Genomic DNA, 13,262 nt, shown 5'->3' with positions numbered 1-13,262 from the left:
GTTTAGATATGCAATACGAAAAACTCGCCATTCCTGACGTCGTGCTCATTACCCCCCAAGTCTTCGGTGATGAGCGCGGCTTCTTCATGGAAACCTTTCGCCAAAGCGAATTCGAAGCCCACTGCGGTCAACACATGTTCGTGCAGGATAATCACAGCAAATCCGCCCATGGCATTTTGCGAGGGCTGCATTATCAGCACCAACAGCCCCAAGGTAAGCTAGTGCGGGTAACGCAAGGTGAAGTCTTCGATGTGGCGGTAGATATGCGTCAAAGTTCGCCAACCTTCGGCCAGTGGGTAGGTGTAACGCTCAGCGAACAGAACAAACAAATGCTTTGGGTGCCCCCCGGCTTTGCCCATGGCTTTTATGTAACCAGTCAAGAAGCCGAATTTCAGTACAAATGCACCGATTACTACGCCCCAGGGGATGAAGTGTCGCTGCGTTGGGACGATCCTACCCTTAATATTCAGTGGCCTCTGGCAAATGGCCAGCCACCTGTGCTTTCAGCGAAAGATACACAGGGCTTAAGTTTGCTACACGCCCCGCGTTTTAATTAAAATTAATGATTGAAAAAGAAGAGAATGGAGCTGCTCTCACCATGTCCTTAGTCGTGTACGTAGGAATCGATAAATTCAAGGCCGAATCAGTTGCCGCCGTGCGCGAACAAAACGCGACTGAAATAACGTTAAGCGACATCGCGAAGGGGCAGCCCAGCATCAGTCAAGACAGTATCGATGATGCCAGCGCTTCTGAAAGCCCATCGCTTGTGCTTGCGGCGTTTAATGAAGAAGCCTCAGCCACCTTAGAGCATTGGCTAAGAAAAGATACCACTCACGAATGCATTATTGCCTGGCCGCACCCGAGTGCATGGCTAGCGGCTAGCCTACAAGCTGAACGCCGCCCGAAAGAAGCGTTATGGCAATGGAGCTACCAAGCAGACCTTATCCTCAAGCTCTATAAGACAAAACGTCGCCAGATTACACTGATTGGTTATGTACCCAGTGCGCCTGTCGGCGAAGAGCTTCCCTTAGTGGTTGACCTGTCGCTTGAACATATTGCGCCGCTTTACCGCTTAATGGCCTCCCAACTTACCCAAGAAGACAGCCTGCTCCAGCAAGCTCATAATTATCTTAAAGCAAGCAGTTCAGGTACCGCTTCCTGGCAAATGCCAGCAGTGGATATGGTTGAACAAAGCCTGCATTATTTGAGCTGCGAACAGCGGCAGCATCAAACGCTGGAAACTCAGTTGCACGCTGTGAAAACTGAACTAACAAAAGCACAGGAAAGCAGTGAGCAGCTAACACAGCAGCTTGCACAAGTTAAAGAAGAGCACATTAACGAGCAGTCACGTAGTCAAAAGGCCCAGAAACAAGTAACAGAAGTAAGCCAGCGCTTATCCGAAAAAAATGCCCAGCTACTTGAAACAGAAAAAGCCAAAGATCAGCTACAAAATCATGCACACAGCGTCGAAAAAGAGAATGCTGCGCTATTAGAGCAATTAACCAGCGTGCAGCAAGCTATAGAAGAGAACACAGCAGAGCATCAGCAGCAAAATACTAAGCTGGAACAAGAAAAAGCACGCCTTCAGAAACATGTTCATAGTGTTGAAAAAGAGAAGGCTGCCTTATTGGAGCAACTAACCTCAGTACAGCAAACTCTAGAAAAAAGTGCGCTCGAATATCGGCAGAAGAGCTCTAAGCTGGAGCAAGAACAAGCGCGCCTTCAGAAACATGTTTATAGTGTTGAAAAAGAGAATGCTGCGTTATTAGAGCAATTAACCAGCGTGCAGCAAGCTATAGAAGAGAACACAGCAGATCATCAGCAGCAAAATACTAAGCTGGAACAAGAAAAAGCACGCCTTCAAGACCATGCACACGGCATGGAAGAAGAAAATGCAGCGCTTCTAGAACAGCTAATGAAAGTACAAGAAGCTCTGGAACAAACCATTCTCAAAAATCAGCAGCAGTCAGAAGGCCTTGGTGAAAAAGAGGTCAAGTTGAATTGGTTGAGAAATAAAACCAAAAGGCAGCAAGAAAAGCTTGAAGAGTATAAGCAAGCCATCAGCCAGCTGAAAAAAGAAAGCAAAGAGAAAGATCAGCACGCGCAAGCACTCAAGGCAAGCATATCCAAACTAGAAAAAGCAGCCACCTTAACGGCTGAAAAACATAGCGAAGAGCTTGGCAAAGTAACGGCTAGCGCTAAGTTAAAAGAACAGCAACTGATTGAGAAAGTACAGCAAGCTCACAAGCTACAAACCGACGTTGAAAAGCAAGCCAACCAGCTTCAAAAAGACCTTACTGCTCTAGAAGCGGAAAAAGTTATCTTAATTGAGCAATTGCATGGCACTCAAGAGACCCTTGCTCACGAACAAAACGCAAAAGAAGCTGTTCTGAAAGACAAAACAGTGCTTGATAAGCAGCTAACAGCGCAGGAGAAGGCAGCAAAGCAGCAGCAACGTCAGTTCGAGAAAGAGCGTTCGGAAAAAGCGCTCATTGTTGCTCAATTACACGACGTTCAAGAGCAACTGATTCAAACCGCTGAGAACCACGACCACTTCAAGCAGCAAGCAGAAACCCGCCAAAAAGCCCTTAATGTGCTAAAACAGCAATACCAGTTAGAGCGGCACCAGTACGAAAGCGTTCTTCTATGGTTACGGGTAAGCGGGCATCGCAATGCAGCGGCGGCATACCGCTACAGTCGTCCATTTAAGCGGGCCTTACCGCAGCAAGTCTCGATTATTAATGAAAGTGCCTTCTTTGATGCACAGTGGTATTACGAACAATACCCCGATGTACAAACGTCGGGCATTGCGCCAGCCGAACACTACCTAAAGTTTGGAGCCATAGAAGGCCGCAACCCAAGCGACAAATTCGATACTTACTTCTATCTCAGTGAATACCCGGATGTTGCTGAATCAGGCCAGAACCCATTACTCCACTATTTGCGCCACGGTCAGCATGAAGAACGCCTGCCCGCCAGGCCGCAACAGCAGCTGCCAGCCCCCCATAACCAGTAATGTTGGGCTTTAAAATAAATAAGCCAGGCACAAGCAAATAGAAGTGATCATTATGCCAACGACCCGCGCTAACTTTCTTTATATTGGCCCCATTCGGCCAGAAACGCTTGCATTACTCAGCCAGAATGAAGCCGAACACGCGCTGTTCATAACGCCCTCAGAAAATGAAGCGCATTGGCAAGAAGTGCAGGAAGCAATTCCCCACGCTAGCCAGCAAGTCATAAAGCTAGCAGAAAACAGCGGTGAGCTACCGTATTACGAATTTAATCTGCCGGAATTCAACGCCAGTCGACCCGCCTCGGGCCTCTATACGCTTTATCCGGGGTTAGAGCTAATAGAAAGTGCCAAACAACCACTGGTGGGGGTGGAAGCTCAGCTAGGCGAACTAGAGAAAGAGACGGAAATTCAAGAAATTGGCGCCTTGGTGGTTGAACAACCAGAACTGGTGTGGCCGGTATTACAAGTGTTAGCGAGTAACCAACGCTACCAACATATCAAGGCACTGTGGTTAAGAGTGGGGGCAGTTCCGCTTTATCACGGCATGCCAGAAACAGACGAGATACTGACTTGGTGTCAAGAGCACGGTTTTGAGCTGCAGGCCCGTAATGAGGACGACCCAGATCTCCCCCTGCTTCAGTTGACGCGTCATGCCTACTATCACCGTTGGCAAGAAGAAGCCAAGCGCAGCGCAAAACTAGCAAAACAGCTAAAAACAGCGCAGCAAGAAGCAGAACAACAGTTGGCTCAGCAAGCTACAGAGCAAGCCGAACGCATAAAGGAGCTGGAGCAGCGGGAAGCGACATCTCAAAAGCGCCTAGCCGATAGCGAAGAACAGTTACATCAGCAACACAGCAAGTATGAACAACTGCAACAAAAATATAAAAATCTAGAGCAGCAATTAGCTGAGCAACAGAAATCAGCCAATAATGATCGGGCAGTGAAAGAGAAAGAAGCCCAGCAAGCCGAGCTTCAAAAACAGCTTAACCAGATCACCGAAGAACGCGATACGTTGAAAAAGCAACTCAACCAGTCGCTCAAGAGCAGCCAGCAGCACCAGAAAGAGCATGAAGAAATCAAGCAGCAGCTTGAAGAAACGCAAAAGAAGCTAGGAATACTTGAACAGCAGTATCAAGACGCTGAACATGCTGGCAAAAAAGCTCAGAAAAAAATCGAAGAGAGCACTGAAGAAGTTGCTAGTCTTCAAGCGGAGCTTAAAAAACAGCAAGTGCAGGTCGAAAACCTTCAAGAAGGGCTGGCGGCCCGCGAAGAAGAGCGCGACAAATACAAAAGCTATTTTGCCAACCGTAAAAAAAAGCATGAAGAAGCTGAGACCAAGCTAGCCGAAACTCAGCAAATGTCGGATGAGAAAGATACAACGATTCGTCAGCTAAGTGAGCAGCTAGACACACTGCAACACAGTAACGAACGGTTCGGCCAGTTAGAAAGCAAGCTGGAATCACTATTCAGTGAACAGCGTACCTACATTCAGCAAACCACGAATGTACTTGGCCAGCATGTCACCCGTAGCGCCCGTCAGCAGCGAGACGAGCAAGCGATGATCAACTACTTGCAGTATGGTCAGCGCCCAATAACTACCCAACTATCGCCCAGCTACGTAACCGCTCTGTTAGAGCATTATGATACTCACAACCCTGATGTTGTGGTGATTTTTGGTGCAGCGGAAACCACAGAACTATTAGCACAGCGAATCATCCATACCCGTGCTGAAGTTAGTCGCATTGGTAAGAGTGACCACAGACAAGAAACTCTCAAAGAAGTGACCGTGTCGCATGACGACTTGCCACAAACAATCATCAGTATCGAGCACAATAAAGCGGCCTGCGAAAGCCTAAAAGAAAGTCTCAACAATAAACGGCTTAGCCCTGCAGTGAATGTGGTAAACGCCCCTTGGGTGGAATGCCAGAGCGTTAACGCGCCAGTAGCACTGTTTTACGCGGTAGACACCACCTTGCAGCGCCTTAATCAATGGCTACCCGAAAATGCTCGTATCTTGGTCATTGTGGGGGAAACCCTACCCCAGGCAGGCCACAGCCGTGAAGCTGTCCTACCACTACTGCTTAAGCAGCTGTTCACCCAGCGCTTGGATATTGTGCTGGAAGGCAGCAACAAACTACAGGAAACTAGGTTGCAAGAAAACTGGAATAAGCTGCTAGAAAACCGCCAACGCCCTGGTCAGTGGCTATCAACTTATAATCTCTGTTTGTTAAAAATTTGAATCGACGACTTATCTGGATACAAAGGAGGCTCATAAGTGGCTGTATCTATAATTGAAAGAGCATATAAACTGTACGAAGAAGGTGATTATGAAAATTCATTGTCATTATATAAGCGTGCGGGCGATACTATAGGAAAAGAAAATGTCAAGTTGAATGTTAGCATCTGTGAAAAGATGGTTAACTTTAAAGTTAAGAAGAGTTTAATTAATCATTACTTTGATAATGTATATGTTGTTAATCTAAAAGAAAATATAAAAGATAAAATTGTCGTATCAAAGCATCTTAAAGAAAATAATATAAAGTTTGAAATTTATGAGGCTGTGAATGGCTATAAAGGTGAAGCTTTCAAGAAATGGGAAGAGTATAGCAAGAGGCCGTTAGGGGAGTTTGTACGTTATGTAAGTGAGAAAGAAAAGGAAGTTAAAAGAGGCAGTCCTTATATAGAATCGGCTGGTGCGATAGGTTATATATATACTTATTTGGAAATATTGAAAGACGCTAAGTATAAAGGGTATTCTAGATTTTTAATTATTGAAGATGATATTATTCTTGCGAATGGCTTTGAAAAAAAAATTGAAGAATTTTTAAGAAAGGTTGGATCAGACTGGAAGATCTTGCAGTTGGGGGCTTCTCAATACGGTTGGTTAGGTTTAGACGAAGAAAAAATTCTATCCCAAGGGTATTATTTGCCAAGAAGAATCGATGGTTGTAATACATGTGGATCCTTTGCAATTGCTTTCGATGAGTCTGTTGTTGATGAATTAATTGAAGCAGAAAGTGCTTTTGAGGCACCCTTTGACCACTTACCAATGGGTGAAATTTATGAACGGTATCTTGGTCAATGCTTTGTTGCATATCCCAATATTGTGATGCCGGATGTAGGCGAAAGCACAATTCGAGGCGCTCGTTGCCAGATAGAGCACAGTAAACGTGTAAAGTGGCGCTTAAGTGATTTTGACTATCCTCCCCAAAAGCCAATAGTAAACCTTTTAGTAAATAATAAAAAACAGCTTAAATATTTGGACAAATTTGATAAGGGTTTTTCTCAGCCCTTTTTGTTGAGGATTTACTATAACTCTTCAGATGGTGTTAGGCCAGTACATAATATTTCATCCCTTATAGACGATGATTTTTTAAAATTTAACGATCAAAAGTTATCTCTTCCCCCAGCAGACTATAATCTTTCTTTAGATGAAGTGAGCGCTGTTTCAGAAAGCGAGCTGGTAAATTTTATTGAATATAAAGTTGGTTTAAAAAAAGAAAATAATTCTAGTTTTTTTGAAATTGATGACAGTTTAGTTGAAGGAAAAAAAATTGTACATGGAAGAGTAAGTGTTGTTATTCCTACTTATAAGCGACCAGGTAATTTATTGAGTGCTTTAAAATCTGTAGTTGAGCAAGATTATAGTGATGTTGAAATTGTTGTTGTAAATGACAACGGAGTTGGATCAGAGTTTAACAAGGAAACTAAAGATATTGTTGACACAGTGAGAAGTGATAGTCCTGACTGTAATATTATATACATAGAGCATAAGGATAATAGAAATGGTGCAGCTGCAAGAAATACTGGGGTGCTCAACTCCACAGGTGAATATATAAGTTTTTTAGATGATGATGATATCTATTTGCCAGGAAGAATTTCGCAATCTATACTGAAATTAAAAGAAACTTCATATAAAGTGGGTGCTGTATATTGTGGGTTTTTAGGTTGGAACTCTCCTGAAAATGACTTGGGGCGTTATAAAGAAGGTGATTTAACCAAAGATATTTTGCTATTAGATTATAAAAAACACTATTTACATACCAATACAGCGACCTATAAAAGAGAAGCCGTTATTGCTTTGAATGGATTTGATGAAAGTTACCGTCGACACCAGGATTTAGAGTTCAATATACGTTTTTTTGAGAGCTATCAAGTGGAAAGTATAAAAAAAGCTCTTGTAAGGCTTAACCCTGAACCCTCTGCTGTTAGTAATAAAGTATATAACGTGGAAATGATTAATCTAAAAAGTAAATTTTTGTCTCAGTTTGATTACATTATAAGCCAATTCGGGGAAGAGATTGAAAAAGAAGTTTATCTGAAACACTGGAGTGAAGTCGATAAATACTTAGAAAAAAAATTTGATGTAAAAAGTATTCCATTTTATTATAAAGACTTTTTTAAGAGAGGTAGTAATGAGGATTAATATTGGTGGTTTTGGGCACTCAGGGAACACAGCAGTATTGGATTTTATATCTGAATTTAGTAATACTTTCCCGGTAGGGCATAATTACAGTGAGTCGTCTATTGTAAGAAGTACTTGGGGTTTTTCGGGAATTATAGCAAACAGTCAGGAGCGTGGTGGGGAAGTGCACCCTGAAAGTTTGCGAGCTCTGTTGTTAGGGGATATGAGTTATTATGATAGATATGAGGGCAAGAAACCAGTTAAAGATGATTTTGTTAGAAATAGGAGGATAAGGACGTATCTGGGTGAGGTTTATGAAAAGCTTGTAGATGGCATTGTTGAAAGTTATGGTTGTTTTTTAAATAAGAAAAATATGGAAGAATTTTCTTCAAGCTATAATTTTTTTATCGATCAAGTATGTGACTTGGCAAGAGTGAAAAGTGGGTGTTTAGATGGATATTGCGTATTTCGAAATGACCCCGCTGCAAGTGGCCTGCATCTACTAAAATACATTAACTATGACTACCAAATTGTTTCTATTAGGGACCCCATAGACACCGCAGCAGAATGGTTGCCTTTTTATGGTAATAAAATTGATGAAAATGGGGTCGAAAAATTTTGCAAGCAGTATATCCAGAAAGTAGATAAGTTTTTTAGTGTTATAGACAGTATTGATGGAAGTGTTTTGATTATTGATTTCAACGAGCTTGTCCTTTCGTCAAGTATAAGGCAAAAGATTAAAGACAGGCTGTGTTTGGTTGATGTTGATGCCTATAAAAGTTTTAATCCCAGTGAATCAGTTAAGAATATAGGTATAGGAAAAGTTATTCCAGAAACATACGCTTCTTTAATTTCAGATAAATGTTTGGGTAAGTTTAAAAAATTGCAAGGGTATGCATTATGAATCTTTTTTATCTCGACTGCACTCTCCGCGACGGTGGCTATTACAACGCCTGGGATTTCTCTCCTGAACTTATTAATCAATATCTTGATGCAATGCAAGCCGCAAGGGTAGATGTGGTGGAGTTGGGCCTGCGTTCATTGAAGAACCAGAGCTTCCAAGGCCCTTGCGCTTTTACTACTGACGAGTTCATCCGTAGCCTGACAATTCCTACTGGCTTGATTGTAGGTGTGATGGTTAATGGTAGCGAATTGGTGGGAGAGGTGCCCCAGCAAGAAGCTCTGGAGCGGCTTTTTCCCAACGCGGCAGCAGATTCACCAGTTGAGTTGGTACGTATTGCCTGCCACGTACACGAATTTGAAAAAGCACTTCCAGCGGTTACCTGGCTAAAAGAACGTGGCTATCAGGTCGGCTTTAACCTGATGCAGGTGGCAGACCGCACGGAAGAGGAAGTAAAAGCCCTTGCCCGCGTTGCTAAGGCTTACCCAATGGATGCGCTTTATTTCGCTGACAGCATGGGCAGCATGAACCCAGATCAGGCTGCGCAGATCATTCAGTGGTTCCGTAGTGAATGGACGGGAGCTATGGGCATACACACCCACGATAACTTGGGTCTAGCGCTTGCTAATACCCTACGTGCTCTTGATGAAGGCGTGACATGGGTGGACTCTACCGTTACAGGGATGGGCAGAGGGCCAGGCAATGCCCGCACCGAGGAATTGGCCATTGAAATGGCAGAGCTACGTGGTCAGCAAGCCAATATGGTGCCCTTGATGGTGCTGTTGCGTGAGCATTTCAAACCCATGCAGGCGCATTATGGTTGGGGCACCAATCCTTATTACTATCTGGCTGGTAAATACGGTATCCATCCTACCTATATTCAGGAGATGCTCAGCGATACCCGCTATAGTGAAGAAGACGTGCTGGCCGTAATTGAACATCTGCGGGTAGAAGGAGGTAAGAAGTTCAGCCTCAACACCTTGGATGCGGCTCGGCATTTCTATCATGGCGAACCCAAAGGGCAATGGTCACCTAAGGAGCGCTTTGCTGGGCGTAAGGTACTGCTACTAGGCACTGGGCCTGGTGTTGCTCGTCATCGGGAGGCACTAGAGCGTTACATCCGCGATCACAAACCACTGGTGTTGGCGCTCAATACTCAGAGTGCTATCAACGCTGAGCTGATTGACTTACGCGTGGCCTGCCATCCGGTGCGCCTTTTGGCAGACTGTGAGGCCCATACTAAGTTGCCACAGCCATTGATCACGCCCTATTCTATGCTTCCGGCAGATGTACGTGATTCCTTGGCCAACAAGGAAGTGCTGGATTTTGGTTTAAATGTACAGGTGGGTAGCTTTGCGTTTTCTGAGATGCACTGCACAGCGCCAACATCCCTCGTGATGGCTTATGCTTTTGCCATTGCGGCCAGCGGTGAAGCGCATACTCTTTATCTTGCAGGTTTCGATGGTTATGCAGGTGAAGATCCACGTAATACTGAAATGAACCACGTAGTAAAGCAATTTCAAGAGTTTAATGACATCTTGCCCCTGGTTGCCATTACACCGTCGCGCTACGATGTCATCAAACAAAGTGTCTATGGGATGGTCTCATGATAAAAAAGAAGGTTACCTGCTTTTTGCCTTGCCGCGCGGGTAGTCAGCGTGTTGTGAGAAAAAATATCAAGCCTTTTGCTGGCTATGATCATGGTCTGATTAAAGTCAAACTTCGCCAGCTGCTCGCGGCGGAGAGGATTGATGAAGTAGTATTGAGCACTAACGACGCTGATATCTTGGCCTATGCCGAAACATTGGAGGTTCCCCATCTGCGGCTTCATCGCCGAGTTGAGGAGCTATCGTCAAGCGCAACCAGTACGGATCAACTGATTACCCATGCGCTTGAGCTGATCCCCGAAGGCCACATACTCTGGACACATGTAACCTCACCTTTTATCACCGCCCAACGCTACGATGAGGTGATACAAACCTATTTTCAACAGCTCAAAAATGGCTACGATTCTTTAATGACCACCACGGCCATTCACGGGTTTCTTTGGCAGGATGAGCACCCCATAAATTATGATCGCACGATTGAGAAATGGCCACGTACCCAGACGCTGAAACCGGTTCATGAGGTGAATAGCGGGGCTTTTATGGCGCCTGCCTCTCTTTATCGTGAGATGGATGATCGTATTGGGCGCCACCCCTACCTTTACGTAATGGATAAACTCACTGGTTTCGATATCGACTGGCCAGAAGATTTCGTGATGGCGGAATGTCTGGTGGAAAAAGGGTTGGTAGGGGTCTGAAGTTAACCATTTTTATATGCTATTTTTGTGAATCTGGATGCGAAATGAAAAAAATTACACTGCATATGGGGTTGTGGAAAACTGGTACAACTTTTTTGCAAAAAAAGATATTTAAAGGGGATGAGTATGCTGGCATGCATATCTCGCCTAGAGAGCTTGAACTAAGTTTTCACCAAGCATTTATGAATGCTTCTCCGATGTGGTGGAAAACAGAAAAAGGCGTAGAGCTAGTTGAGTCCCTTTTCTTAGAAAAGTCGCTATATTCCGCAGAGAATTTGTATCGCGCAAAAATATTTAAACAAAATATGGATAGAGGGGTTTCAGGAGTTGAGCCATTTTCGTTTTCACACCATATAAAAGTTATCTCAGATTTGTTAGGAAATTATGATATGGAATTGCAGGTTGTTTTTTTCTTTAGAAGGCAGCCGGAATGGATGGCATCTATGTACAGCGAAATGAGTAAGGTCCTAAAGAATCCATGCCAAAAAGATTTTGAAAATAGAATGGATTTGATGATAGATAGACCATGGATGTACGGTGATCACGTCTTGAAATATGATATTTTGTATGAATCCCTGTCTGATGCTCTTGGTGAAAGGCGTGTAATGGCGCTACCCTATGAGAAGCTTATGAGTAATGAGAATGTACTTTTATTCAGGCAGTTTACTGGGATTGAGACTTTTGGAAGCGAGCCTGAAAACTCAGCTCGTGTTAATAAAAAATCAACAGGAAGTGACTCTTGGAGTTTGTGGGATAATGAGTCTGAAAAGCATGTTCCGGGAAAACTTACTTTAACTGAAGCTCTTCGAAGAAAAATATTTGATCATTACTTAGTTTCAAATATTAGTTTTCAGGAAGTTGTTGCATGTGACTTGAAAGAACTTGGATATATCCAATGATACCCTCTGACTACTATGTGAGCTATGTCTTCGACTGCGATGGTGTAGTGCTTGACTCCAATAAAGTCAAGACTGAGGCCTTCTACCAAACTATCTTGCCCTATGGCGAAGCTGTCGCCCAAGCCATGGTCGATTACCACGTTACCAATGGTGGAGTGTCGCGCTACAAAAAGTTTGCTCATTTTCTTGAGCAGATTATCCCAGTCCATAGCAGCCAACAACAAGTCCCTGATTTGGAAGCCCTGCTGCAAGCCTATGCTAATCATGTGCGTGAAGGGCTGCTGAACTGTGCGATAGCGCCTGGCATTGAACTCTTGCGACAAAAAACACCTAACTCGCGTTGGCTGATTGTCTCCGGCGGCGATCAAACTGAGTTACGTGACGTGTTTGCCCAGCGGGGTATTGCTGAGTGGTTCGATGGGGGCATTTTCGGCAGCCCTGACACCAAAGATGAGATACTGGCTCGTGAACAGGCGGCTTCCAACATTCTACAACCTGCACTGTTTTTGGGTGATAGTAAGTACGATTATCAGGCGGCTAGCGCCGCAGGGCTGGATTTCGTATTTCTAAGCGATTGGAGCGAGGTAGAGGGTTGGGAAAATTGGGCTTATGAAAAAGCTATCAAAAATTACTTTTCAATAAATAATTTTGGGCAGTATTTGTAAGTTTTTTAGCCCTGTTTGATAGACCTACTTAAAGGCTTTACTGTTATGTGTAGTATTATGGTTACAGGAGGGAGTGGTTTTATCGGTACTCATACATGCCTTGAGTTAATCAACGCTGGTGTTAACGTATCGATTATAGATAATTTCTCTAATAGTGTTGGCGAGTCTTTAGAGCGGATAGAGAGGCTTTCTGGTAAGAAAGTATCTTTTTATGAAGTCGATATTCGTAATAAAAATTCACTTCAAGAGGTCTTTAAAGCATCAGACTTTTCAGCGGTTATTCATTTTGCAGGATTAAAGGCGGTAGGAGAGTCGGTAAGTTATCCTGTTAGATATTATCAAAATAATGTTTTGGGTACTTTGAACCTTCTGGATGTCATGTCTCAGTACAATGTTAGAAAGCTGGTTTTTTCTTCTTCTGCTACTGTTTATGGTGACCCAGAAACGCTGCCTATTAAGGAGTTTTTTCCTCGTAGTGCAACAAATCCTTATGGGCAATCAAAACTAATGGTTGAACATATCCTTGAGGATTTGGCTAAAGCTGATCCGGAGTGGAAGATTGCTTGCCTTCGTTATTTTAATCCTGTAGGAGCTCATTCTTCGGGTATGATTGGTGAAGATCCGCAAGATATTCCTAATAACTTGATGCCCTATATTTCTCAAGTGGCGGTTGGCAAGAGGGAGAAGTTGAGTATATTTGGTAACGATTATCCTACTGTTGATGGTACCGGTGTTCGAGACTATATTCATGTTACTGACTTGGCTAAAGGGCACTTGGCAGCTTTGAATTATCTTTACAGTGAGCAGGCTGAAAGCTTCTCACCCTTTAATCTCGGCCGAGGGCAGGGAATTTCAGTTCTGCAATTGGTCAACGCATTTGAAAAAGCAAGCGGCAGAAAAATTCCTTATGAGGTTGTAAATAGAAGACCGGGGGATATTGCTGCCTGTTATGCTGACGCGCAGCGCGCCAAGCAGTTGCTTGGATGGAAAGCACATCTTGGCGTAGAAGATATGTGTAAAGATGCGTGGCGATGGCAAGAGATGAACCCAACAGGTTATAAGTAATTTAAAAAATTG

At 43.7% G+C, this 13,262-nt stretch carries 10 protein-coding genes; all 10 read left to right on the top strand.

Annotated features, from left to right (window positions below; all coding sequences use genetic code 11):
• The first annotated feature begins 8 nt into the window (after positions 1-8).
• The 10 genes from rfbC to galE are packed head-to-tail and all read left to right on the top strand — an operon-like array spanning position 9 to position 13,250.
• Entirely contained in the window at positions 9-557 is a 549-nt protein-coding gene (gene rfbC, locus J4377_RS11765) for a dTDP-4-dehydrorhamnose 3,5-epimerase (protein ID WP_253485683.1), read from the top strand.
• Between the two features lie 41 nt (positions 558-598).
• Positions 599-3,016, top strand: coding sequence for a hypothetical protein (locus tag J4377_RS11760; protein WP_253485682.1), 2,418 nt, complete (start codon positions 599-601; stop codon positions 3,014-3,016).
• A gap of 52 nt (positions 3,017-3,068) precedes the next feature.
• A complete protein-coding gene (locus J4377_RS11755) occupies positions 3,069-5,252 on the top strand; it encodes a hypothetical protein (protein WP_253485680.1) in 2,184 nt (727 codons plus the stop codon).
• A 36-nt stretch (positions 5,253-5,288) separates the two neighbouring features.
• Positions 5,289-7,439: a glycosyltransferase gene (locus J4377_RS11750; protein WP_253485678.1), complete on the top strand. Its 2,151-nt coding sequence runs from the start codon at positions 5,289-5,291 to the stop codon at positions 7,437-7,439.
• On the top strand, positions 7,429-8,322 hold the full coding sequence (locus J4377_RS11745) for a hypothetical protein (RefSeq protein ID WP_253485676.1): 894 nt from the start codon (positions 7,429-7,431) through the stop codon (positions 8,320-8,322). Before J4377_RS11750 ends, J4377_RS11745 begins: the two co-directional genes overlap by 11 nt.
• Positions 8,319-9,929, top strand: coding sequence for an aldolase catalytic domain-containing protein (locus tag J4377_RS11740; RefSeq protein WP_253485673.1), 1,611 nt, complete (start codon positions 8,319-8,321; stop codon positions 9,927-9,929). The genes J4377_RS11745 and J4377_RS11740 overlap by 4 nt, the downstream gene beginning before the upstream one ends.
• Positions 9,926-10,621 carry a cytidylyltransferase domain-containing protein gene (locus tag J4377_RS11735; RefSeq protein WP_253485670.1) on the top strand — a complete coding sequence of 232 codons (696 nt, stop codon included), beginning with the start codon at positions 9,926-9,928 and terminating at the stop codon, positions 10,619-10,621. Before J4377_RS11740 ends, J4377_RS11735 begins: the two co-directional genes overlap by 4 nt.
• Before the next feature lie 44 nt (positions 10,622-10,665).
• Entirely contained in the window at positions 10,666-11,520 is an 855-nt protein-coding gene (locus tag J4377_RS11730; RefSeq protein ID WP_253485667.1) for a hypothetical protein, read from the top strand.
• On the top strand, positions 11,517-12,185 hold the full coding sequence (locus J4377_RS11725) for an HAD family hydrolase (RefSeq protein WP_253485664.1): 669 nt from the start codon (positions 11,517-11,519) through the stop codon (positions 12,183-12,185). The genes J4377_RS11730 and J4377_RS11725 overlap by 4 nt, the downstream gene beginning before the upstream one ends.
• A gap of 57 nt (positions 12,186-12,242) precedes the next feature.
• Positions 12,243-13,250, top strand: a complete 1,008-nt coding sequence (galE, locus tag J4377_RS11720) for a UDP-glucose 4-epimerase GalE (RefSeq protein WP_253485661.1) — start codon at positions 12,243-12,245, stop codon at positions 13,248-13,250.
• The last annotated feature ends 12 nt before the right edge of the window (positions 13,251-13,262 follow it).

Source organism: Halomonas sp. XH26 (assembly GCF_024138895.1).
Lineage (GTDB): Bacteria > Pseudomonadota > Gammaproteobacteria > Pseudomonadales > Halomonadaceae > Vreelandella > Vreelandella alkaliphila.
Note: the sequence above shows the minus strand (reverse complement) of the source record. Positions and strands in the feature narration are given on the sequence as shown.